A 26,377-nucleotide genomic window follows, 5' to 3' on the forward strand; every position below is an offset into this window, starting at 1 on the left:
TGAATCAAAAATGATAAATAGCGCAACCAACCTGAATCCCCGAACCGACAGTGATGATCAGACCAATGTCACCGGTTTTAACCAGCTTATCTTCGTACAGGTGATCCATGGCATAGGGAATAGACGATGTAAACAAATCAGGACCGTCACCAACTGCGTCAATAAATTTTTGTGTACTATACCCTAACGCTTCGCTCAACCTTTTAATGAAGCCGGCTGAAACCTGGGGAGGAATAACTATATCAATTTCGGTTATAGCCAACCCTTCCAACCGAAGTATTTCCCGGACTGTTGGAATGATACAGGATATAAAAATTGATTCGATACCGGGATCTATTTCCACATGAAGCCTGGGAGAAAAACCCTCCGCCACATAATACGTTGTATAGGCATTTATATACTCAGGGTGGTGGCTGAACAGGAATCGGGAAAAACCCGAATTGTTTTGACCGGCAGCATCAATGATCATAGCAGAAGCAGTTGGCTTTATTCCTACCCTTTCCGTCGGCCATACGGTGTCATTATTCTCTATTTCCGAAGTTACGACCATGGCAGTGGAACTCTTTCCTGCCAGTATCAGCTGCTGTCCGACATAACAGGCATTCAAAAAGCCCACTGAACCGTTGAAAACATCAAACGCCAGTGTTTTCCTATCCCCCGATGATGGATAGGTGGCGTTCATGCCCAATTCGCCAGCCAACAAAGCTGCAAAAGCCGGCTCCAGCAAATACTCACTACGATAAACCCCGCTGTAAATCAGCAGGCCGATCTCACTGCTTCCATATGCTGATCGCTCCAGGCATTGGGTTGCAGCATCAACAAGCAGCTCCATTGAAGACCTGGCCTCACCGGGCATATCCGGCAGTTTACCAATACTTTCGATCCTGATCCTTGGCCATGCTGAATTTTCAATCCTGTCCCCTCCGCTTGCGGATGATTCGTGCACTGCAGATGTTGCCTGCAAATCCATCTGGCGAAACCTTTCCGGCAGATCATCGAAAACATACAATGCCGTACCAACCGTCAGTCCTGAAGCAGACACACCAAATACCACCTTATCCCCGCAATTGATGGTCTTGTTCCGGATTTGATCAGCAAGCGCTATAAAATGCGAGGTTGATGCCGTATTTCCACGATGTTCCAGATTATTAATGGTGTTCCCGTCATGGCAAACGGTTTTGTTATACAACCGGTTTATTTCCCGCATTGCACTATTCAATGTCAGACCGGATGTTTGGTGCATGATCAAATGCTGAAATCCATCCGCCGGCCAACCGGCGTGTTCCATCGCATTCATTGCATGATTGGCACAGGCTTTAATGGCAACATCAGCCAGACCCACCGCATCAGTATACATAATCATCCCTCCATTCTCCGAAGCCTTTGCTATACATAAAGGACTATACCGACCCAATGTCTGCAGGTCCAGTTCAACAAATCCGGCACCGGAACGGGAAGATTTTTCGAGTACTATTGCTGCCCCTGCATCCCCAAGTGTTAAGCAGGCCAGCCTTTTGTCCATAAAGCCTTCAATTTCCCTTTGGGCAGTCAAAGTCAGGTGGGTTATATATTCCCCGCTGATAACCATGCCGCGACGAATAGCGCCCGTATTGAGAAAAGCATCAAGTATATAAATACCTGTAAACATACCGGCACAGGCATTGGTAATATCAAAAACCAGGGCATTGGAAAATCCAAAGCGCTGCCTAAGCGCAACTGATGTGCCAGGTTCAAAAGAAACCATCCCGGGACTATTGTAACGGGAAATATTGCAGCAAATAATCATGTCGATCTCATCAGGGGAATATTTTGACCTTGCCAGGCAATCGGCAACAGCATTGCTTGCCAGGTCCATGGCGAATTCCAATTGACCCGCCATCCGCCTGGTTTTTATTCCCGTGATCTTTTCAAGGGGGAAATGCAATCCATGCTTACACGCCTCCAGCACTTCATTTGTAGTGCAGGATTGTGGCGGAAGGTAGGTTCCGAGACTTTCTATAACGGTTTGCTGTCTTTGGTCCATATAACCCAAATTTCCTGAGATGGTTAAGTAGTATTGAACCACTAAACCGTCCTGAATTCTAATGATGTCTAACCGAAAATTCGCACATTCTAAAAGTAATTGTATTTATCCTGAATATAGCATATTTTAGATATGCATAGATATAGTAGTTGTGTGCCATTCTGTGCATGGTATTTTTCGAAACAATGAAAGTTGGAAATATTTGTAATTGAAGAGCAATTCACCCAAAAGCCTCCTATGATCCAGCTGCCAACCTCACTAGTTGATATCTTACGATGGCGTGCAAAGCACCAACCCGATCGGCTGGCTTACCGCTATTTGCAAAATGGTGAAAGGGAAGAGATCATATTGAATTATGTGGAGTTGGACAAACGGGCAAGAGCAATCGGAGCGCTGCTTCAAGCCAACACCAGGCCGAAAGAAAGGGCCCTTCTGTTATTACCACCCGGACCGGATTTTATCGCTGCTTTCTGGGGATGCTTGTATGCCCGGGTCATCGCTATTCCTGCCTATCCTTTGCATCCTGCCCGACTGGAGAAAATGCTGCCCAATATCCTAAGGATAATTTCCGATGCCACACCTGCTGTGGCCCTGCTAACCACCTCCCTTTTCGATGCTGTTCAAACAAGTGATATTTGCCGGGATAAGTTCGCAGACATTAAACTACTGCCAACAGATCATCCGGATAAAACTTCACTCGCTGAAAAATGGCAGGAGCAATTGATCGACCCCAATGAACTGGCCTTCCTTCAGTATACATCCGGATCTACTTTCTCACCTAAAGGAGTGATGGTTAATCACCGTAACCTTATCCATAATCTGGGACAGATCGAAAAACATTTTGGGCAATCGAGCGAAAGTCACGCGGTCATTTGGTTGCCTCCCTATCACGACATGGGACTTGTAGGCGGTATCCTTCAACCGCTTTACTCCGGTTACCCATCTACGTTAATCCCCTATACATTGTTTTTACAGCAGCCTTTTCGCTGGCTGGATGCGATATCCCATTTCAGGGGAACCACCAGCGGCGGACCCAATTTTGCTTATGAACTATGTCTAAGGAAAATAAAACCGGAGCAAAGAGAGCAACTTGACCTGAGCAGCTGGGAAGTGGCCTTTAACGGTGCAGAACCGATACACCAAAATACCATACAACGATTCGCCGAATACTTTTCCCCTTCCGGTTTTCACCAAAATTCTTTTTTACCCTGTTACGGTCTGGCTGAAGCTACATTAATGGTTTCAGGTGGCCCCAAAAAAAGATCCCTGCAGGTCCGCAAACTATCCAGGACTGCGCTCGAAAGGGACCATTCCATCTCCTCGCCTGCCAGCATGGAGGATGAATGGAAAATAGTAGGTTGTGGCCAGGTTCCCCTGGAACAGCAAGTAATTGTGGTGAACACCGAAACGCTTAGTCCCTGTCCACGGGGACAAGTTGGAGAGATCTGGGTCAGCGGCCCCAATATTGCCCCAGGCTATTGGAACAACCCTGCTGCAACCAATGAAAGCTTTGGGGCAAAACTTTCCCTGAATAGTGACCGTACCTACCTGAGAACGGGAGATGCCGGATTCCTGGATGATGGCGAATTATTCATAACAGGCCGCTTAAAAAACCTGATCATTATCAGTGGTAAAAATCATTATGCCAATGATATTGAGCAAACCGCTTCAAACTCACATCCTGCCATCATGCCATCCGGACTTGCAGCATTCTCCGTGCAGGAGGATGATGGTGAAAAACTCATCATAATAGCAGAGATCCACCGGGACCAGGACCTGTGTAAGAAGGAAGAAATCACAAAAGCGATCAAAACCGCAGTATCAACATGCCATGACTTGCAGGTACATGATATAAAAATCACCTGCGCCGGTAGCATACCCAGAACAACAAGCGGTAAAATAAGACATTTCATTTGCAGGAAACAATATTTAGCTGATGCCCTAAACCCCCTAAACCCCACATGAAATTCGGAATATTCATAGACCTGCAATTACCCCGTCCCTGGAACGAAGGGGATGAAACAAGATTATTCCAGGAAGCGCTTGAACAGGTAGAATTAGCCGACCGTTTGGGAATCGATTATGTCTGGGCCCAGGAACATCACTTCCTTGAAGAATACTGTCACTCCTCTGCTCCCGAGGTGTTTCTTGCAGCATGCACCCAAAGGACAAAGAAGATTCGACTGGCCCATGGCATAGTTGCCATGTCACCAAAATTCAATCATCCTGCCAGGATCGCGGAACGGCTCGCCACTTTGGATATCCTGAGCGGAGGCCGCCTGGATTGGGGAACAGGGGAATCCGGCTCAAGAATGGAACTGGAAGGTTTTGGTGTTGATTTCGTAGATAAACGATCGATGTGGGCTGAAGCAGTCAGTGAAGTTGTCAAAATGATGTGCATGAATCCATACCCCGGCTTCCAGGGGAAATATTTTTCCATGCCCCACAGGAACATTGTTCCCAAGCCAATGCAGAAGCCACACCCCCCAATTTGGGCAGCCTGTTCAAATAGGGACAATGTGCAATTAGCTGCCCGCCTGGGTATGGGTGCGCTCACCTTTGCCTTTGTCAATGCAGAGGAGGCTAAATTCTGGGTGGATACCTACTATGATAAATTCAGGGAAAATTGTACCCCAATCGGCCAGTCAATCAATCCCAATATCGCCATGCTAACGGGCTTCATGTGCCATGAAGATATGGATACCGCAATAAGCCGCGGACAGGAAGGAGCGCAATTCTTTGCTTATGGACTAGGCCATTATTGGCGGGATGGCACCCATGTACCGGGACAAACCAACTTGTGGGATGACTTCAAACATCGCCCAAAGTCTGTCCTGGAAAGAATGGAACGGGAAAGAAAAAAAGCAGGCATGGGAGGAATTGGAACGCCTCAGCAATTAATCGAAAATTTCAAGGCATTGGAGGATGCCGGCGTGGATCAATTAATCCTTTTGCAGCAAAGCGGAAACTATTCGCATGAACACATCTGCCAGTCGATGGAATTATTTGCAAAGGAAGTTCTGCCGCAGTTCAGGGAAAGGGATATCAAAAATGAAAAATTAAAGCTTGAAAAGCTCGAACCTTTCATTGAAAAGGCCAGGAACAATATCGAGATCCTCAAAACAATGACAGAAATACCGGCTGTAGATGCATACCCGTTGGTCTGGAATCAAAAGGGCACCCCTGATCAACAGGGCGTACCTGACAGAAGGCCCGGTATGACTGCTTTCTGGCAGATGCAGGTGGGCGGGAACCGTTCAAAAAAATAGCATCCGGAAAAAACTTTCCATTAAACCAACCGGACTTTTTAAAACTGTATTCTTAAACTAGTAACCTCATTTGTGTTAACTGAAAAAGATATCCGGGACTGGCTGATTGCTTACCTGGCAGATCTGTTGCAGATCTCTCCTGAGACCATAGATATTAATGCACCTTTTACAGATCATGGCATTTCATCAATAGATGCAGTATCGGTTTCGGGAGAACTGGAAACACTGTTAGGTCAGCGGCTTTCCCCCATGCTGGTCTATGAACATCCCAGTATATCATTGTTGTCGCATTACCTGGCCAACCAGGGCTCCGCCTATAAAATACCGGACTCTCCGGAAGATCACCCGCATTCATCAAATGACCCAATTGCCATTATAGGAATTGCCTGCCGCTTTCCGGGAGCCGGCGATAAGGAGGCTTTCTGGCAATTGCTCCGGAATGGTGTAGATGCGATCACTGAAATACCAAAAGACCGGTGGGATAAGGAGGCTTTTTATAACCATGACCCGTCCGCCCCAGGAAAGACTATTTCAAAATGGGGAGGATTCCTGGAATCAATCGATCAGTTTGACCCATTCTTTTTTGGCATTTCACCCATGGAAGCCAATTACATGGATCCACAACAAAGATTGCTGCTTGAGCTGGCGTATGAGGCACTGGATGACGCAGGAAAGACAAAAGAAAATATCGCCGGAACAGATACTGGTGTATTCATTGGTATTTCAATTAATGAATACAGCCAATTGCAATTCGCCAATCCTTCATTGTTATCAAGCCATTCGGGTACAGGAAATGCATTATCCATTGCAGCCAATCGCATATCCTATTTTTTCGATTTGCATGGACCGAGCATGTCCATTGATACCGCTTGTTCCTCATCGCTATCCGCTGTCCATTTGGCCTGTCAAAGCCTGAAAAACAGGGAATGCAGTCTTGCACTTGCAGGTGGCGTGAACCTGATCCTATCACCGGCCCATTCCATTTCCTTTACAAAAGCGGGAGTATTGTCGCCGGATGGCAGATGCAGGTCATTTGACGCCGGTGCCAATGGTTATGTCCGCGGAGAAGGCGGCGGTGTAATTGTGCTGAAGCCACTATCCGCCGCAAAAGCAGATGGTGACCCCATTTACGCTATCATTCACGGCAGCGCCATGAAACAGGATGGGCGTACCAATGGATTGATGGCACCCAGCAGTGAGGCACAGTCGGCAATGTTGCGTGAAGCATATCTAAAAGCAGGAATCCCCCCTGAAAGCATTCAATATGTTGAGACACACGGAACCGGTACGATTATAGGTGATGCAATGGAAGCAAAAGCCATTGGAAATATTTTAGGTGCAGGTCGTGTGCACACCCCTTGCAGAATTGGCTCTGTTAAAAGCAATATTGGCCACCTGGAGGCAGCGGCCGGAATAGCGGGATTGATAAAAGTATGCCTTTCGCTCAGCCACAGGGAGATTCCTCCGAGTTTGCATTACCACTCACCCAACCCCAATATTCCATTTGAACCTCTCCACTTACAGGTGCAAGACAGGTTAACCCCCTGGCCATCCGAAGGAAGGTCGGCCCTGGCGGGGGTAAGTTCATTCGGCTTTGGCGGAACCAATGTACATATAGTAGTCGGCGAATCACCAATAGACAATAAGGATCCTGAAACTTCAGGGAAAACCCAGGCCGTTGAAACCGGCAGTTTCCTATTATCCTTTTCCGCCTATAGTCCGGAGGCCTTGCTTGAATATGCGGGCAAGCTCCAACACCTGCTGGCTTCCGATTCAACACCAGTCGAGACTATTTGCCGGGAAGCAGCACTCAGGCGAAGCCAATTTAACTATAGGTTCGCAGCTATTGGTCATGATAGGCAGGAGCTACACAATAGCTTGTTGTCCTACACCCAGGGAACAGCCCTTCACCCTTACTATGTCACTGACAAAAATTTTTCCGGTCACCATAAGCTTGCGTTTGTATTTCAGGGCCAGGGTGGGCAATGGTATGGTATGGGACGGGATTTATTGCAACAGGAACTGGTGTTCCGCACAACAATTGAGCAGATCGATGAGATCATCCGGGAACTATGCTCTTGGTCCTTACTCGAATTACTGCAGACCGAAACCGAGGATCCCCGCCTGCAGGAAATCGATGTAATACAACCAGTCATCTTTGCCATCCAGGTTGCATTGGCGGCACAATGGAAATCATGGGGAATTGCACCCGATGCAGTGATTGGCCATAGTATGGGAGAAGTGGCCGCAGCCTGTATAGCAGGCGCATTGAACCTGCAAGACGCCATCCGCGTCATTTGCCTGCGCAGCAGGTTAATGAAAGGTATCAGTGGAAAGGGCAGCATGCTGCTGACAGCACTCTCTCCTGACCAGGCAAGGGAGTGGCTAAAGGGCCAGGAAGAAAATTTGTCCATTGCCGTTGTCAACAGCCCGGTTACCACAGTCATTTCCGGTAATACAGACGCCATATTGAAGCTTATGCTATCATTGGAGGAGAATAATATCTATTGCAAACCGGTTAATGTTGATATCGCTTCCCATAGTCCACAAATGGACCCATTACGGTCTGACCTTCTGGAGGCATTGAAAGGACTAAAGCCCCAACCCGAATCGCTTCCCATCTATTCAACCGTTACAGGCCTGCCAATAAGCGGTTCCTCACTGACCGGGGAATACTGGATGCACAATCTTAGAGAGACTGTACTTTTCGCCGATACGATCGGGAGAATGATTGATGATGGTTTCACTGCCTTTATTGAAATAGGAGCCCATCCCATCCTGCTCGGTTCCATTCAACAATGCAGGCAAAGCAATCATGGCCCTTTGCTATTGCTTCCGTCCCTGCGCCGTGAAGAACCAGGAAGGGAGGTAATGTCAGGGACAGTGGCCACGTTGTACACTTCAGGCTTTTCCATCCAATGGGAAAACTTTTTCCGGTATCATAGTAAAACGATACAACTCCCACCGATACCCTGGAACCACCAGCAGTATTGGATAAAAGAAAGGGCATTGCTGACGGAGCAAAAATATCCCGACAGGCAAAATGATTCAAAAGATTACCACCCGCTATTAGGCAGGTTAATAAAGCCTGCGAGTTCCAGCTTAACAGCACTGTGGCAAAATACATTGGATACAACACAGTTACCCTACCTAAAGGATCACCGCATTAATGGGGAGATCATACTACCGGCATCAGCCTATATTGAAATGGCATTAACATGTGCTTATATGACTGGATTGAATATTACCCATGAGCTTTGCGATCTTCATTTCCATGAAAGAATGTCTTTGTCAACCGGGCAAAACAAATGGGTGCAGGCTACACTGGAAAAGGATAAGGATGGCACCTACGGTTTCAGCATATTCAGCCAACACCAACCGGAGGAAAAATGGGTATTGCATGCAACTGCAAAGTTGGTTCCCCAAAAGACCAATGGGTCATTCATAGCGCCCCGGGATGGGAATCCGGAAATAACAGGGCAACTTTACAACAAGGCATTCGATGCAAAAGCATTCTATGCACAATTAGAAGCCCGGGGAATTCAATATGGTCCGGGCTTCAGGGGTGTTGAACATGCCACGCAGCAGGGCAATGAAGCGTTCGGCAGCATAAGCCTTCCCCAACCATTACATGCCGAAACCAGGAACTACCATATTCACCCGGCTCTGCTGGATGCGTGCTTCCAGGTAATGTCAGCAATAAATGGCCATAGTTCCATTAATGAACTTTATATCCCCACAGCCTGCAGACATATTAAATTCCACTCCAGCCCAGGCACAAGTGTCCGGAGCCATGTAACCTTGTTGAATGATACCGGAGGAGAGGGTAATATTCAGGCCAGCATAAAATTATTGGACAGCAACAATCAAGTACTCCTGGAAATTTCCGGTCTTGAACTGCAACGTCTGGTAAATAAAAAAAGACCAACCCCGATACCTAAGGATACCTGGTTGTATGAGATAGCCTGGAAGGTCCGGGAAACCCCCATGGATCCAATTGCCAATCAGCATGAAAAAAGACATTGGCTGCTCTTTTCCGACAGCACAGGAATAGGAGATGAATTGGTGAAACAAATTGAAATGTCCGGTGACATCTGTTACCAGCTCCCCTTTAATGATCTCCATAACCATACAGACCCATCGGATGAAAGTAAACTGGGTGAATGGATTGAAGGAAAATTAAAAACAATCCCAGCGAAGATTTACGGCATAGTACATTTATGGAGCCTTTCCATATCCCCCCAATTATTGGATGAAACTGATCCGACCGATTCACTGTATACTCCTGGATGTAACAGTGTTGTGTTGCTTATCCGGGCATTGGAAAAATTCCATTTCGGGCTACCCCGATTATGGCTGGTGACCAGCGGGGCGCAGCCAATAAATTCAAAAGATCAGGTTGCCGTAGAACAAGCACCCCTGTGGGGCCTGGGCAAGGTGATCAGTTTCGAGCTACCTGACCTTAACTGTACCCGCATTGACCTGGATCCCCTTTCATCCATATCAAATTCCGCCCGCTTACTCTTTAGGCAACTATCATCCGACAACCAGGAAGACCAGGTGGCTTTTCGTTCCGGGGTTCCATATGTCGCCAGGCTACTGCCTTTTCCACCCACATCAATTGCTGACCATATCAATGAACCTATCCGGGAAGATAAAACATACCTGATCACTGGCGGAATGGGTGCCCTTGGCCTGGCCACTGCCCAATGGATGGTAAGGAAAGGCGCAAGGCACCTGGTACTGTTGGGAAGGAATGATCCAACTCCTGATACCAAACAAGCCATACAATGGATGCAGGAAGAAGGCGCAACCATAGTGATTGAGAAAGCAGATGTGAGCCACTATGCCCAGATGGAACAGGTCTTTGAACGCATCAGGGAAAATATGCCACCACTAAAGGGAGTGATCCATGCAGCCGGTATATTGGATGATGGATCATTGGTCAATCTCGATTCAGACCGGATGAAAAAAGTGATGGCACCAAAAGTGGAGGGCACATGGAACTTACACCAGCTATCCATTGACACGCCCCTGGATTTTTTTGTGATGTTCTCGTCTGTTGTTTCGGTACTCGGCTCACCAGGCCAGGGCAACTACGCAGCAGCAAGCGCCTATCCCGATGCAATGGCTCATTACCGCCGCCGGAAGGGACTTCCTGCGATCAGCATCAACTGGGGCCCCTGGGCAGAAGTTGGCCTGGCGGCAGAAGCCACGGAAAGACTACAGGAACAAAACGCATCCGTCCAGCACCTGGTAAAAGTCATCAGTATTAAGCATGGTCTTGAATTACTCGGCCAGCTGCTTACGCAACCCATCGCGCAGATCACCGTGCTGCCTTTTGACATGACCAACCTGCTTGATCTGTATCCTTCAGCTGCAAGCATGCCCTTCTTCTCCGCACTGGGCGGGAGTAACAGCCATATTGCCAGACTCTATTCCCGGCCAAATCTCCGGCAACAGTATATAGCCCCCCACACTGCGGTGGAACAAAAACTGGCTGCCATCTGGCGCCAAACCTTACATATAGACCTTGTGGGTATCCATGATTCATTCTTTGAATTGGGAGGAGATTCGGTACTGGCCGCACAGATACTTTCCATCGCCCAAAAAACATTCGGGATTAGGATCACACCACAGGAGGCTTTCAAAGCCTTTACCATTGAGCAATTGGCAAAACTGATAGAAACTTCCATCATCGAAAAAATTTCATCCATGAGTGAGCAGGAAGCCATTGAAGAATTACAAAAGATCAAAAATCCAGGTTAAGATGGAACTATCCGCAGCCAAGAAGGCTTTATTGGAACAATGGTTAAATGGACAGGTGACGGGATCCGGTACAACCATTCCCCGATCACCGGACCGGTCCGATACGGCACTCTCCCTGCCCCAGCAACGGCAATTATTCCTGGAGTTGCTTGAACCGGGGACAGCAGTCAACAACCTTTCCGTGCTGCTGGAAATAAATGGGAACCTGGATATAGCAGCCCTGGAGGATTGCGCCAATACCATCCTTTCCAGGCACGAAATACTCAGGACAAGATTTTCCTTTAACTCCGGGCTGCCAAAAGCAGAACTTATCAGTGACCTGAAGATCGCCATCCGGGTCATCGATCTTACAGCGGACAGTACTAATGAAAAGCTGGCCAAGGCGAAGGAACTTGCCCAAAAAGAGGCACTGCAACCCTTTGACCTCACTCGCCCCCCACTGATCCGGCTCAACCTTTATGCGATAGACAGGCTGCATTATTGCCTGCTGATCCTGGTTCATCATACCATAGCCGACGGGTGGTCATTGGGAGTTTTTCTGAAGGAATTAATGACACTATATGAAAAAGGGCCTGCAGGAGACCCGAATGTACTGCCTGAACTCCCCATCCAATATGCAGATTATGCCAAATGGCAAACAGCAACCATCCGTAATGAAAACATTCAGGAGGCATTACATTATTGGAAGCAACAATTGCATGATGAGCTCCCCGTACTTGAATTGCCTTGTGATCATATCCGCGGTTCGCGGCAAACCTTCAACGGAAAAACCTTTTACTTTACCTTATCGCCAGAACTTTCGGCAGCCTTGGGAAACCTGGCAGCAAAGGAGGACGCCACTATGTTCATGGCCTTACTGTCAGGATTCTACAGCATGCTGCATCGGTATAGCGCACAGGATGACATACTGGTAGGAACACCGGTGGCCAATCGAAACTTACCGGAACTGCAAAACCTGATAGGCGTTTTCATCAATACCATTGTGTTGCGCATAAAACAATCTGGCCAGATCGGGTTCCGGGAATTACTAAGGACAATACGTAAAGTTTCCCTGGATGCCTTTGCACACCAGGACCTTCCATTTGAGAAACTTGTTGAGGAACTTAAACCCAGGCGGGACTTAAGCAGAACACCCATCTTCCAGGTACTGTTCAACCTGCAAAACGCCCCGATGCCTGCCATCGCTATACCGGGCTTAATAATCACCCCTGTTGAAATGGACAGGGGCGTGGCACAGTTCGACCTGACGCTGATGATGAAGAAGAAGGATAATGCCTACCTGGGAATCGTGGAGTATAATAGTGACCTCTTCTCCCATGCTACTATCGAAAGGATGTTCCATTCCTTTCGGCTCTTACTGGAAGAAGCAGTCCTGCACCCCGATCGGCCCATATCAGACCTGGCGATCCTTCCGGAATCAGACCGCTATCAGCTCCTTCATGCATTCAATCAAACCCAACTTGGAATCCCGCGGGACAAATGTATTCACCAACTCTTTGAAGAGCAGTCAGAGCGAAGTCCTGATGCCATTGCAGTGATGGACACTACCCATTCCCTAACCTACAGGCAACTGAACGCAAGGGCCAACCTGCTGGCAAAGCATCTGCTGTCAATGGGCGTTGGCTCCGAAGGAAGGATAGGCCTGTTAATGGACAAATCGGCGGACCTGCTGGCAGCACTGCTGGGAATATTAAAAGCAGGCGCAGCATATGTACCGATCCATACAGCATTTCCGGAAGAAAGAATCCGGTATATTCTGAAAGATGCAAATGTGCAAGTGCTGCTTACCACCATAGAACCCCATACACTACCGGCGTATCCTATACCGGTAATGCATATACGTGAATTGCATGGATCCGAATATAATGATCCGGGGAATGCGCCCAACCACTCACTCCCTGGGAACCTGGCCTATATCATGTACACATCAGGCTCAACAGGGCAACCGAAGGGTGTTATGATCGAACATGCTTCCGTAGTAAACTTTTTATGGTCGATGCGCCTGAAGCCGGGTATGCATAAGGAGGATATCCTGTTATCGGTTACTCCCATCTCCTTCGACATAGCTGCACTGGAATTATTTTTACCGATCGTAACAGGCGCCACTGTTGTCATCGCCAATAAGGAGGAAAGCTCAAATCCCATTTTACTCAGCCAACTAATCCGGCAACATCGAATCACCATCATGCAGGCCACACCGGCTACCTGGCAATTATTGCTGAACGCTGGTTGGGAAGGGAATGCTGAACTGACAGCGCTATGTGGCGGGGAAGCCCTGACGCGCAAGCTGGCTGACCATCTATTGAAAAGGGCCGGCACATTATGGAACATGTATGGACCAACTGAAACGACCATCTGGTCATCTGTGGCCAGGGTATCCAGGGGTTCGGGGCCGATCACAATCGGTCAGCCCATTGGCAATACCCGGCTTTATATTTTGGATGCCCGTTTACACATTCAGCCCATTGGGGTAGTGGGGGAATTATATGTAGGTGGCGAAGGGCTGGCAAGAGGTTATCTCCATCAACCCATCCTGACCAGCGAAAAATTCATTCCGGATCCATTCAGTACCCAAACAGGGGCGCGCCTCTACAGAACCGGGGACAATGCAAGATACCTTGCAGACGGATCGATAGAAGTATTGGGCCGAATGGATGACCAGGTAAAGATCAATGGCCATAGGATAGAATTGGGCGAGATATCTTCCATATTGATGCAGCATGCATCCATACAGGAGGCAACAGTGATCGTAAGAACGGAAAACAATGGGGAGAAACGCCTGGTGGCTTATTTTGTCCCAACAAAAGAGGAAACTTCAAACAACCTGGAGTTGACAGGGTATTTACGAAACAAACTTCCGGCCTATATGATTCCGGATTTATTTGTACCGCTTAAAAGCTTTCCCCTTTCAGCCAATGGTAAAATAGACCGGAAAGCCTTACCCCGACCAGTATACGCACTTCCACTTAAGGAATATGCTGCTCCGGGAAATGAGATGGAAAAACTGCTGGCCGGCATTTGGCAGGATGTATTGAATATTGAGCAGGTAGGCATCAATGATAATTTTTTTGACTTGGGAGGTGCTTCTATCCAGAGTTTACAGGTAGTAGCTATCGCTGGTTTGGCAGGACTCCATTTAAAAGCTGAAGACCTGTTTGAACACCAAACGATCGAAGCCCTGGCTGCACATGTAACAACAAGGCAGGCTGCCCATTAATACCATAAAGCCCTTCAACAGCAGTTTCAGGCCCTGGACATCAGATCACCCTCAGGCCTGTTTGCGTATACCACCAAAATGACCAATAAACTTAAGATGGCTGCAAAAAAGCACCAGACAGAAATCAAATAGTTCGTATAAAACAGGTAAGTAAATACCAGCGAGCCAAACATGGCAGATGCCAGGAGTTTCGTCCACCGCAAAGTGGAGAGAAAAGGAGTAATGGCTATGGTGACAAAATTGATAGGGCGCATAATATTCAACAAAGGAAAATCCCGGTAGTAACGAATATGCCCATTCTCCGCCACTGCTGAAATATTATAGTTCACCAGGCAAAAGAACATATAAGCAGCAGAAGCTATCCCTAATAAAAGGAAGTAAAACAATAGCTTTTTCCTTTGAAGATCCCTTTCCATCAACCAAAAGATCAATGGCACCCAAATTGGCCAAACAGGTTGGGAAATGAGGGAATACCCATAAAGTGCCGGTTTATAAAAGGAAGCAAAACCAGGATTTTGCAGGGACAGCCAAATGAAGCCCTCGGCAAACTGGTGGAAACTAAAAACAACAGGTGTAACCGAAAATGCCAACATACTTCTGGATGAGGTTCTGCTGATGGCTATATAACCGGGAATGATCAGTCCGGCGCCAACAGCAAAGCTTGCAGTTGCTGAAAAACACATAAGCCATGATTTAATTAATCAGGTCACCATTTCTCCCAGCTATTGAACCGGTTTATCCGTCGAAACTTGAAGCCTCAATCATCCTTTGGCATTTCCCATCTTAAATTTAATCCTTTTAAACAAGACCTGATCCCATTCCCTAATCTTCTGCTGATCTTATCACCCAATCCCTTAAGCGCTTCATGCCTTCCTCGGTGGAAATTTCAGGTTCATAGCCAAAACTTTTCCTGGCGGCAGAAATATCATACCAATGGGCTGTAGACAGTTGTTGGGCCAGGAAATAAGTAACAGGGGGTTCTGCAGCGATCCCCGCTCCACGATAGATTGCTTCCATTATCCGCCCCGCCCACCGGGCCAGGCCGGCAGGAATCGTCCTGGTCACGGGGGGAAACCCTCCGGTACCTATCAGTTGGTTGATAAAATCGGAAATGGGTAATGGCGCGCCCTGTGAAATAAAAAAAGTTCTGCCTTCCACCGCTGCCGGTAAATTGACCAATTGGGTAAAAGCCTGCAAATGTGCTTTGGCAGCATTATCAATATAAATACTATCCACCAGGTTATTGCCATCCCCAACGAGGCGCAATTGCTTTCGCTTTGACTTTTCAAATAAACGAGGCAGGTAATGACTGTCACCCGGTCCCCAGATCAGGTGAGGGCGCAAGGAAACTGTCTTCAGTTCTTCCCCATTTGCAGCAATAACAAGTTGTTCCGCCCTGGCCTTGGTTTCCGGATAGGAGGCATAAAACTTATCAGGGTATGGCATTGTTTCGTTTTGGCCTTCTGAACCACCCGGCTGGTACACTACACTCGCGGAACTGGTATACACCAGGTACCTGATCCCCAGTTCACGGCAAGCCCTGATCACATGCTCGGTTCCTTTCACATTGGTGGCATAAAAATCCCCGCCATCACCCCAAAGCCCGGTTCTGGCAGCCACATGAAAAACACCCTCGCATCCTTTCATCGCTTCCATCAAATCGTCAAACACAGTAAGATCACCCCTGTAATGCCGTACAGCCAAATTCCCAAAGGGCGATGTGGCAGCACGGGAAAAGTTTATTACCTCTTGCCCCTGTTCACAGAGCTGGTGAATGATCGCCCTTCCAAGGAAACCGCTTCCTCCTGTTACCAGTAATTTCATGCCAGTTTATTTTTTGCCCAAACAGCAAGTTTTTCGCGGATGATTTTTGCATTGTGCCTGAAGTCAACCGGGAATCCGGGATGAAACAACATGGTCTTAACGCCTGCTGTCATTGGATGGGCAGCAGCCAGGCCCAGCAATTCCGCTTTGAGTTTTTGCCTGTCAATCCTCCCATAAGCTTCTTCCATTTCCACACATAAGACCGGTTCCCCATTCACCCCCACCAATGCAGTCCTGTGCACCCGGGGATGCTGGTTGAAAATATATTCGACGGGAATGGAATACAATTCTTCTTCGCCTGCTTTCACCCTATGGGACTTTCGGCCACAGAACCAAAGGTTTCCTTCCCCATCAAAGTAGCCAAGGTCTCCCATCCTGTGCCTAACCATGTTCCCATCCCTGATCTTGGCAAGATTGGTGTCGCCTTTCCGGTTAAAATAACTATGGGTAACATTGGGACCCTTTACTACGATCTCCCCTATCTCACCGGCCTTGACCATCAATGATGCTGACCAGTCGGGTATCTCTTCATCAGAGATCCTGATAATAGCCACCTCAATACCCTGCACAGGTTTGCCAATGCAAATCCCGGATCCCCTGGCTGTTTTATCTTCTGCCTCCCGAAGGACCTGTTCACTTCCCACTTTTGTAATCGGCATGGCTTCCGTAGCACCGTATGGGGTGTAGATCTCGACGCCGGGAGATAACAGGGCTGCAAACCTTGCCAGGGCCTTTGTGGAGGCAGGGGCACCGGCGGATACCACCCTTTTCAAACTGGGAAGCTGAACACCATTTGCCTCTGCATAGCGGCCAACTTTATCAATCAGGGCCGGCGAGCCGAACATGCTGGTGATGTTGAACTGCAGGATGGGGCCAATGATATTTTGAGGCCTGACAGCAGCTGGTTTCGAGGTATCCATATCCGGAATAATGGTGGTCAATCCCAATGCAGGATTAAAGAGTGCAAATGGCGGGAAAGTGGGAAGGTCGATTTCACCCGGTGTAAAGTGGAAAGCACTCCGTACCAACTCCAACTGAGCCCAGAAATTCCCGTGAGTATACACCACTCCCTTTGGCACCCCCGTTGAGCCACTGGTATAGATGATGGCAGCCAGATCATTTTCACTGGCATCAAAAAATGGGGCGGGCTCTTTGGACCGGTTGTAGTTGCGGATCTTGTCCACGGTCGTACCATCCCAAAACCAACGGGCACCAATGGTAAGCTTCTTACGGATCGACTTCTTTCCCCAACCCAGCAATATGCGGGCAACATGCGCTTTGCGTACTCCAATGAAGCCCACCGGAGCAGCTTCACTGATACATTGTTTCATGTTACCAATGCCTGATCCCGGGTCAATGAAGACCGGAACTATGCCGGTTTGCAGCATGGCAAAAGCGAGCACAAAAAAATCGAATCCCGGAGGCACCATCATCAGCACCCGATCCCCTTTTTCAAATCCGGCAGCAAGCAGGCCCCTTGCAACACAATTGGTCTCGAAGGATAATTCCCTGAAGTTCAGGGTACGGTAACGGGTAATTCCATTCTGATCTATACTATTCTTTTCTGGAAAGGCAATAGCCAGGGCCTCCGGTTGGGATACTGCCCTTTCACCCAGGGCAGCAGCTATGTTATACGGTTTCATGGGATGCTCCAAAAAAGTTAATGACCAATTTTCCAATAGCCTCCTGCTGGTCTTCCAGAATATAATGTCCGGAATCTTCAAAACGGTGAACCAGTGCACCAGGAAAATAACATACCCATTTATCGAGGATATGCCGGTCAAAGACCATATCCTTCATACCCCAGGCAATCAGCATAGGCGTTTTACGGAAGCGGTAAAGGTTCTCCTGCATGGCTGTAACCATATCATAACCAGGATCCCCTGGCTTCAGGGGCACATCCTGGACGAAACGCAGTGTTGCGATTCTGTTCTTCCAGGAATTATAAGGCGCCACCAGGCCTTGCCTTACCTCTTTCGGCAACCTGATCCTTTTCGCTCCCTCGTAGGCTGCAATTCCACTGAAAGCGTTAAAAGCCCTGATCATGAAAGCCCCCGGCCAGGTTCGGGCCAGTCTCAATGCAATGGGGAATGGCTTACCCTCCGGCAGGTGAAAGGCGGCAGTATTCATCACCACAATCTTCTTAATGGAACCAGGATGCCGGTGCGCATAGGCCATACCGATAATCCCTCCCCAATCATGCAGGACAAGGTGAATGTTAGTGGTAATATTCTTCCGTTGCAGAAATTGTTCAAGGTCATTTACCCTTTGCTCAAGTGTGTAACTGTACTCCTTATCACCAGGCTTATCCGAATAACCGCAACCTATATGGTCGGGTACCAGGCAATGGTAAAAAGGCGAGAGTTTTTGGACCAGTTCCCTGTAATAAAAAGACCAGGTTGGATTACCATGCAGCATCACAACAGGTTCACCGTTACCTTCTTCAATGTAGTGATAACGATGCCCACCTATGATTTCAAAGTGGCTCTGGAAAGGATATAGTGCTGTACTAACCACCTGGTTACTGGTATTAATGATAAAATGAATAGCCGATCATTTCCGGCCAATGATCGCCAGCAATTCTTCCGGTTCAATGTAAAGGCCTATTCTCGCCAATTGCTGACTCAACCTGCCCACTACATGCCCGTATAGGGCATCCGATTCAACACCAAATGCGCGAAATGCCTGGATCAAATGGTGATCTTCAGTTTTATCACCATAAACAGCTTTCATCATAACTTTCAATGCTATGCGATTGCGGAATTGTTCCCACCTGATACCCCTGCGGAAAAGTTCATTATACATAGCCACACACAAGTCCATATGCCTGGTCTCATCCTGGGTGGAAATGGTATTGGCAATACTGCAAAAAAGCTTATCCGGCATATATTTTTCATTCCCAAAAAACTCGAGATAGGCGGCACCGATAGCTTCCACAATGACAGCCAGGAATAACCCCGCACCGGGCATGAACCTGGCCAGCCACATATAGCGGCTTGTCCCCTTGATAAGGATGGACGATATATACTCTTTGGCTTCCAGCTTCTCCACCAGGAAGCGTCTGAAGGTTGCAGAATGTTTGGCCTCATCATTGATGAAAGTGGTCATCGCTTCCTGGATCTCCCGATAACGCCTGTAATGAATAATTCCCATGGTAAGCGGAGCAATTGCACTTTGCTCCACCACCAAAGCATGATTGGCAATATCTTTCAGCCCCCTCAATTGTCGCTTTAGCACCAGGTCCTTCAACTGCTCCAGTTCGGCAGGATCCCCTGGTAATTGCCACGATTGCAGGGTTTTATTTACCAGCCGCGAAGTATACTCCAGGTCTTCCGTTATTTGCGGTTCAATTGCATTCAGGCGTTCACAAACAGCGTTTTTTAATCGCTCCGTTTCCGGTTTACTATTCTTTTCAAGCCGGCTGAGCTGCTCAAGGACAGTATCCAACTGCGCTGTCAGGGCAGATAGTTCCAGGGCTTGCTGATTTGATTCTGCTTCAGTTTCAATAGGTTTAACATTTGTCCCAAGGCGAATGAACCCAAGGCGCTTATGTTCGCTCATTTCCAATACACTGGTATGCAGCATTTCGGATTGATCCTTCAACCGGGTAATGGATTGTTGAAAGGACACTAAGGGTTCGTGGATCAGCAGGGCCTGTTGAATGGCCTCCCGGTCATAAGGAATACAATCTGCCATATCTTTCAGTGCATCTTCCTCCCTGGGAAGCTTATGCATACGGATCCGTGAAAGTTTATGCTCCACCGCCGCTCCGACCATTGGCAACACCAAAAAGAAGATCCGGGAAAATTCATCCTGTCCAAGGTTATCAAGATGGGTCCGGAGGTTATCCTTTATATTCTGCTGCCAATCGAATCTTGTTTCTTTTCTCCAGTACTTCTCTTCAGCATCCCTGGTATATTGGGTAAAATCATGGGTTGGCGTAATATAATAGTCTGGACGCCCTTTATCCACTTTACTGCGGGGAGATATGTTCCACCAATTTTTCACTTTTCTGTTAGTTATTTATAGCGTCTGCAATGATTTTTTCCGCGTCTTATGGAACGATTCCGATCAACCCATATGCTGCAAGTCAGCCTCGGCCATTTACCTTCGCGCAAGGCATCTGGTGAAAAGCAGCCGTCCTTCCCCTTCAGCTTAAACCGGATATCCCCAGTGACTGATATAACGTCCCAACTGACCGGCAACCATAAGCTTCTCCTCTTCGGGAAGATCATGGTTTAACCGGACAAAACTTTTTTGCCGTTCAATAAATGCCATCATCTTATTTCTACAATAATTGAAATCGCCGAGTTGAAGGGCCTGGTAGATCTGCTGGATGTTCTCTATCGGGTGTTGCATAAGCGCATCATAACGCACCTCAACCAGTTGCCCTTCCGGAACAAGGCCTTTCTCCAGCAAATAGCGGTCCATGACCTGGGAATAGGTTTTCAGTATAATGGAATTAACGTCTACGGTCTTCGTTTGACCCAGGGCGTAGATCTTATGGGTAACCTTCCAGAATTTCTTATTGGAACCATACACGTCGTAGGGGTGACGATGGATGAAAACGAATTTTGCCCTGGGGAAAAGCGACAGTAATAATTTTATCCTTGCTGTATTGGGGGGGCTTTTCAGGATAAGCTGCCTGCCCTTGTTGGCAAGGGAAATTTTCTTCAGTAAATAAACAAAATCCTGCTTCCAGGCTTCCAGTTCTGATGGCGGCAGGTCCTCAAACAGGACATACTTGCGAAATTGACTTTCCATGATCTCAGGAAAGAAGTATCCCCATTGCGCACCTCTAGCATTAATTGCAGTGGTCATGGTACCATCTTCCTCACCGGGGTACCTGAAAGATAACCGGGTTCTATGTATGGGATCCCTCAGGTTGAAGACCTTGCAAATACCCTCAAAAGCCGGTGATAAAATCTTCTCGCTGCTCAGCATGACCTCCGGGAAGATCATCTGGTAAACCGTATGGTAGCCCAGCCGGTCGTCCCTGGACAGGAACTCATGCAGGAAAGACGTACCGCTCCGGTAAAAGCCCAGGATAAAAATGGGATCCTTTTCCATAACATGCTCCCTTATCCGCTTTTGGTGCAAGCCAAGCTCAAGCCATCGCAAAGGTTCAAGCAAAATGGTTTTGATCAGCCAGGCCGGAAGATTACGCAATCCCTTTGCACTAAACCCGCCACTCTGATTCGCGATCTTCAGGAAGGTATAAACAGGCAGGGGGAATAGCTGATTCATAGATGCTGGTGTGTAAACCAATCAGGGTTACCCACATAAGGTATGAATTTTTATTAATGTATCATAAAGGGGGCCAAAAAACAATAATTATTTACGGGTGAATTTCGCAGCCGTGTATGTCATTCATTTATCCGATGGGCTTTGGGGTGTTGTTGAGAAATGGTCGGTGTGGTTACGCGCGACCATTTGCAGATACGGTTGTTAGCTTTCAATTCCCCTATTTTGCAGGAAAGCGATTCTTCCTGTAAGAGTTCTTTACAGCTATTTTACCATCTTTAAAAGTAAATAAGTCGCAACCTGTGACTTCCACCTTAGTGCCATCTGCTTTTGTTCCGGTAAAAAGCCATTCTGTGAATCCCCTGTCTCCTAAAATGAAATGTCGGGGGTTGCTCCATTGAGCGTCAGGAAAGGATGAAAAAACGTCTTCGAATGCTTTCCTTACTTGTTCATGACCAATAAATTTCTGTCCGCCAGCTTCAGGTCCAGCCGAGGCTTCAAACACACAATCATCAGTCATATGTTCCATTATTGCTTTAATGTCGTGTGCATTAAATGCTTCAGCAAAAGATTGGAGAAAATCTTCGGAAATTTTTTTACTTGATTGCGCCATAAGAATAAATGGTAAAAGTAAAAATAATATCAAAGCCGATTTTTTCATACAATTTCCTTTTGAAGTGAACAATTAAATGCCAGCTTTCGGCGGGGGCCTGGCGCAAACAAATGCTTAACCGTGATCCAATGTTGTTATTTGATCGTCTCGCCGTTATTACGCCAAACTGCAGTGTCAGGCTTTGTTACAAAATTGAATTAGCTAAAATCAAAATTTATTGATTAAGTCCACCCGATCGTAAAATATTATATGTCGGCCCATCATAACTACACTTAACCCAAATTATAATGCTGAATACTTCTTTCCGATTTCAGGTCTACCTGTTATTCCTTCAATACAATTTATTAACAACGGCAAATATTTGCCTGGCTCTCAGATCATGTGTCATATGTTTACCATCAAATTTCAGAAAAATACTCCACAGTCTGATTCGTCAATTTTGTAATAAGTCATTCTGTTTCTTCAAGGATTTCAATTTGGCAAGATGCTTTTTTGGATGAAAACCCGGATGAATTCCGCTAGAAATTCCTTGTTGAACAGGGTCGCGAAGTGCAATGACTCTTTGCTCTTCCTCTTTAAGAAACCCTAAACCGGCTCTGGTTACTATGCTCACATTTTTGAAGCGTCCTCCTGAAATTTTCGACTCTGTAAAATCCTCATAATAGTCACCAGAAGAAACGGATTTATTGCGTCCCATTTATTGTCATTTTAGCTATGTTACCAATTTATGGCACCTTGTGCAAATTCCTTTCGAATATTTGAAAGCTTAAAAATTAGTGGTTAGGTATTTACTTTAGGGGGTCATGGTTGATGTTACGCTGGGTCTGGCAGCTGATTATTTTTAATTAGCTCAATGGTTTAATCCAAAGCATTATTGAAAAGAGTGACAGGTCTGGCCCTGTGTTGATTTATATTCCATCGCTGAATAACACCGGTCCCGCCTGCCATGTGGATATTCAACTGCTGGCAGTATGCCGTTATTGTCTGTCTACTATGTAATTCAGCTCTGTCACTCCGCAGGTAAATTGTTGGGTATTCAATAGTTTTAGTTTTATTCTGTCTTCGATGCCTACAAACAATGGAATACCTCGTCCAAGAACAATTGGATTAACAAATAGCCAGAAGCCGTCAATTAAGTTCAGTTGAATAAGTGAATGTGTTGCAGTTGGGCTACCAAAAAGCAAGATTTCTGCGCCAGGCTGTTGTTTTATTTCATTTATTCTGTCGGAAAGCTTGTCACTAATAATTTTTGTATTAGTCAGACCTGCGTCTTTCATTGTTTTTGATAAAACAATTTTATGAACTTTGCTATACCACCTTGAATGTTCAATATCGTGCCTGGTTGCTGTCGGCTTGTCACCTGCTGTAGGCCAGTAATTTTCCATCATCTGATAAGTTATCCGTCCATATAATGCAGTATCACCTTCGCTTATCCGTTTACCGACATAATCAAATATTTCTTCATCAACTTTAATCCAGTCCATTTCTCCGTTCGGGCCTGCTACAAAACCATCAAGGGATATGTGCATGAAAGAAATTATTTTTCTCATATAGTTCTGGTATTTATAGTTGTCAATGGTGTGTTACTTTCTTTAATAATGCCTGCCAGGGGTCAGGGATTTGGTTTGCCAGGGGAATTACTAAGGTCCCGCCCGATTCATCCGATATATTATTTACTAAAGTCCATATTTATAACTAAACGCCCAATTGAAACCGTGACAAGTTCGGGCCGATGCTCATCAATGATCTACTGATGAAGTTTCAATGTCTCGCCCTGTTAATATAGATGCCGTTGTTATGGGCAGTGAACTGTTGATTATTTGCTGAATGTCTATGAAGAAGGTGAGGAAGAAGATGTTCTTTTATCTGCCGTACGATTTGGCATATAAAACCCAGTAATTTATACCAATGATTATCAGAATGTGTGTCTATAAATCCTTCCGGTAATCGATTAGCAGCCTCGTCAATAATTTCAAAATTCCTGATTACTGCATCAAACTGGAAATTCCGCGTAACCTGAGCACTTTTTTCCGCGCCAAACTGATCACTGGTTTCCGGAGCAAATTGACCACTGAATTCCGGGGCAAATTGACCACTACTTTTCCGCGTCAAACTGAGCACTTCATTTAGTTGTTTATGGTACGTTCATCGGTTTAGTTAGGATGCTGGTTGAATGGCTTATTCTCGCTGTTCATACCAGTTACAATGCCAAACAACCCGATTAAGATGAGTAAACTTCGTCAAGTACTAAAACTTTCATTTCAGGGCCACAATAAACTGCAGATAAACAAATTAACCGGTGTATCCCGTAATACGGTAAAAAAATACCTGGACATAGTCGATGCGCTTTCCACTTCCTGGGAAGAGCTCAGCCGCTTGTCCGATAAGGATTTAGACGAACTATTCTGCAAGGAACCGGAGGTTGTTCCGGATACCAGGCTCAAGGAACTGCTCGCCTTCTTTAGGGACAACGACAAACGCTTACGGCAACGAGGGATGACACTACTGCGGTTATGGGAACTTTACCGCCGGGAGCATCCTGCAGGCTTTGGGCACACTGCATTTTACCGTCATTATCATTTATGGAAGCGCCGTGTACAGCCCAGCATGCACATGGAGCATACCGCGGGTGACAAGGTCTATGTTGACTTTACCGGGGAAAAACTACCTGTTCTGGATGAAGCGACCGGTGAACTGCAGGAAGCCGAGGTCTTTGTAGCCATACTGGGTGCCAGCCAGCTTACCTATATGGAAGCTGTCATGTCGCAGCGGGTAGAGGACTTTATCGGTTGCTGTGAGCATGCCCTCCATTATTTTGGGGGCTCCCCCAATGCCATTGTTCCGGATAACCTAAAATCGGCGGTTGTCAAAAGCAGCCGGTACGAACCGACATTAAACGAAAATTTTGAAGCCTTTGCCGATCACTATGGGATGACGCCGCTCCCGGCCCGGGCCTACAAACCCAAAGACAAATCCCTGGTAGAGGGGGCTGTAAAAATCATGTACAGCCGCGTTTTTGTGGCGCTGTCGGAGGGGCCCGCTACGACACTGGAACGATTGAATGAGCAGGTCCTGTTATTGTTGGAGCAGCACAACAACACTCCGTTTAAAGGCCGTTCCTACAGTCGCCGCGAGCAGTTCGATGAACTGGAAAAGATCGCCCTGCAGCCCCTTCCGGCCAAACCCTATGAACTACGCCGGTCCGTTCATGCCACGGTTATGAAAAATGGCCATGTTTGCCTGAGCGTGGATAAGCACTACTACAGTGTGCCGTATGGATATATCAGTAAAAAGGTACGTATACTCTTCAGTGTCTCTGAGGTGGAGATTTATTACAAATACGAACGCATTGCCACGCACCGCCGGGTGCGCAGTGCACACAATTACAGTACGGAGGGTAGTCATATGGCCAGTCAGCATCAGGTACAGGTCGCCTGGAATCCGGATTATTTTTTAAGCCTCGCCCGCGTGATTGCACCCGAAGTGGAGCACTACATTAGTCAGGTGCTGTTGAAAAAACGACATCCGGAACAAGCCTATAAAATTTGTAATGGCATCCTCTCTTTTGGGAAGCGGATTGGACACGAACGGCTGATCCGGGCCTGCCAGCGAGGGCATGCGTATGGCCTTTACTCCTATCGGGCGATTGAAGATATCTTACAAAAAGGGCTGGATCTGACGGATCCGGAAGAGTCCCAATCTACCCCCATGCCCAGCCATGACAACATCCGGGGCAATCATTATTATCAATAAAAACAACACCAATGAATGAGCAAACCATCGAAAAAATGAGAACCATGAAACTTTTTGGCATGTTACGTGCCTTCCAGACCAATCTTGAAACCGATACAGCCGTCCGCTACACGCCTGATGAACTGGTTGGCCTAATGGTTAGTTCGGAATGGGACGATCGCTACAATAGAAAACTGGACAGGAGTGTGCTGCGAGCGAGGTTCCGTTACAAGGCATCGATTGAGCAAATCAGCTTTACCAATGAACGGGAGCTCCATAAAAATCAGTTGCTGCGACTGGCCGATTGTGATTTTATCAAGAAAAAAGAAAACCTGCTTATAACCGGCAGTACCGGAATAGGAAAAAGTTTTATTGCGTCAGCCTTGGGTCACCAGGCCTGTTCACTGGGCTATAAAGTGCAATACGAGCATTGCACCAAGCTGTTCTCCCGGTTAAAAATGGGAAAAGCGGACGGCACCTATTTAAAAGAAATAGCCAAAATAGAAAAACAGGACCTGTTGATATTGGATGACTTTGGGATGCAACCGCTGGATGCGCAGAACCGGGCCATACTGATGGACATCATTGAAGACCGCCATGGCAAACACTCCACCCTGTTCACAGCACAGGTGCCGGTCAACAAATGGTATGAGGTGATTGGTGAACAAACCATAGCGGATGCCATC

The 26,377-nt window shown here is 47.0% G+C and carries 16 protein-coding genes; 6 read left to right on the forward strand and 10 right to left on the reverse strand.

Translation table 11 applies throughout. The features are described 5' to 3' along the window. Window positions 1-4 precede the first annotated feature (4 nt). Window positions 5-2,023, reverse strand: coding sequence for a 3-oxoacyl-[acyl-carrier-protein] synthase III C-terminal domain-containing protein (locus BC349_RS13765; protein WP_187257343.1), 2,019 nt, complete (start codon window positions 2,021-2,023; stop codon window positions 5-7). A 192-nt stretch (window positions 2,024-2,215) separates the two neighbouring features. On the opposite strand from BC349_RS13765, the gene BC349_RS13770 reads away from it, so the two are divergent. From BC349_RS13770 to BC349_RS13785, 4 genes are all read left to right on the forward strand, one after another. After that, window positions 2,216-3,988 (forward strand): fatty acyl-AMP ligase, encoded by a 1,773-nt coding sequence (locus tag BC349_RS13770; protein WP_222840178.1) that lies wholly within the window; start codon window positions 2,216-2,218, stop codon window positions 3,986-3,988. After that, on the forward strand, window positions 3,985-5,292 hold the full coding sequence (locus tag BC349_RS13775; RefSeq protein ID WP_187257344.1) for an LLM class flavin-dependent oxidoreductase: 1,308 nt from the start codon (window positions 3,985-3,987) through the stop codon (window positions 5,290-5,292). The genes BC349_RS13770 and BC349_RS13775 overlap by 4 nt, the downstream gene beginning before the upstream one ends. Before the next feature lie 72 nt (window positions 5,293-5,364). Further along, entirely contained in the window at window positions 5,365-11,061 is a 5,697-nt protein-coding gene (locus tag BC349_RS13780) for a type I polyketide synthase (RefSeq protein WP_187257345.1), read from the forward strand. Window position 11,062: 1 nt separating this feature from the next. Beyond that, window positions 11,063-14,278, forward strand: coding sequence for a non-ribosomal peptide synthetase (locus BC349_RS13785; RefSeq protein WP_187257346.1), 3,216 nt, complete (start codon window positions 11,063-11,065; stop codon window positions 14,276-14,278). A gap of 26 nt (window positions 14,279-14,304) precedes the next feature. Here BC349_RS13785 and BC349_RS13790 read toward each other — a convergent pair whose 3' ends face one another. From BC349_RS13790 to BC349_RS13830, 9 genes are all read right to left on the reverse strand, one after another. Beyond that, a complete protein-coding gene (locus BC349_RS13790; protein WP_187257347.1) occupies window positions 14,305-14,961 on the reverse strand; it encodes a DUF6629 family protein in 657 nt (218 codons plus the stop codon). Window positions 14,962-15,100: 139 nt separating this feature from the next. Then, window positions 15,101-16,102, reverse strand: a complete 1,002-nt coding sequence (locus tag BC349_RS13795; protein ID WP_187257348.1) for an NAD-dependent epimerase/dehydratase family protein — start codon at window positions 16,100-16,102, stop codon at window positions 15,101-15,103. Further along, a complete protein-coding gene (locus tag BC349_RS13800) occupies window positions 16,099-17,745 on the reverse strand; it encodes a fatty acid CoA ligase family protein (RefSeq protein ID WP_187257349.1) in 1,647 nt (548 codons plus the stop codon). Before BC349_RS13800 ends, BC349_RS13795 begins: the two co-directional genes overlap by 4 nt. Further along, the gene (locus BC349_RS13805; protein WP_222840179.1) at window positions 17,732-18,619 is read right to left on the reverse strand and encodes an alpha/beta fold hydrolase; all 888 of its coding nucleotides are present in this window, start codon (window positions 18,617-18,619) and stop codon (window positions 17,732-17,734) included. The genes BC349_RS13800 and BC349_RS13805 overlap by 14 nt, the downstream gene beginning before the upstream one ends. 36 nt (window positions 18,620-18,655) lie before the next feature. After that, window positions 18,656-20,110 carry a hypothetical protein gene (locus BC349_RS13810; protein ID WP_187257350.1) on the reverse strand — a complete coding sequence of 485 codons (1,455 nt, stop codon included), beginning with the start codon at window positions 20,108-20,110 and terminating at the stop codon, window positions 18,656-18,658. 147 nt (window positions 20,111-20,257) lie between these two features. Beyond that, entirely contained in the window at window positions 20,258-21,349 is a 1,092-nt protein-coding gene (locus BC349_RS13815; protein ID WP_187257351.1) for a sulfotransferase family protein, read from the reverse strand. 217 nt (window positions 21,350-21,566) lie between these two features. After that, entirely contained in the window at window positions 21,567-22,007 is a 441-nt protein-coding gene (locus BC349_RS13820; RefSeq protein WP_222840180.1) for a nuclear transport factor 2 family protein, read from the reverse strand. 385 nt (window positions 22,008-22,392) lie between these two features. Beyond that, entirely contained in the window at window positions 22,393-22,656 is a 264-nt protein-coding gene (locus tag BC349_RS13825) for a type II toxin-antitoxin system ParD family antitoxin (protein ID WP_187257352.1), read from the reverse strand. Between the two features lie 280 nt (window positions 22,657-22,936). Continuing rightward, window positions 22,937-23,509 carry a dihydrofolate reductase family protein gene (locus tag BC349_RS13830; protein ID WP_187257353.1) on the reverse strand — a complete coding sequence of 191 codons (573 nt, stop codon included), beginning with the start codon at window positions 23,507-23,509 and terminating at the stop codon, window positions 22,937-22,939. 676 nt (window positions 23,510-24,185) lie between these two features. On the opposite strand from BC349_RS13830, the gene istA reads away from it, so the two are divergent. Further along, entirely contained in the window at window positions 24,186-25,712 is a 1,527-nt protein-coding gene (gene istA, locus BC349_RS13835) for an IS21 family transposase (RefSeq protein ID WP_222840114.1), read from the forward strand. Between the two features lie 11 nt (window positions 25,713-25,723). Further along, the coding region (locus BC349_RS13840) for an ATP-binding protein (protein WP_187257354.1) at window positions 25,724-26,377 on the forward strand (654 nt) is incomplete at its 3' end.

The organism is Flavihumibacter stibioxidans (assembly GCF_014332695.1).
Taxonomy (GTDB): Bacteria; Bacteroidota; Bacteroidia; order Chitinophagales; family Chitinophagaceae; genus Flavihumibacter; species Flavihumibacter stibioxidans.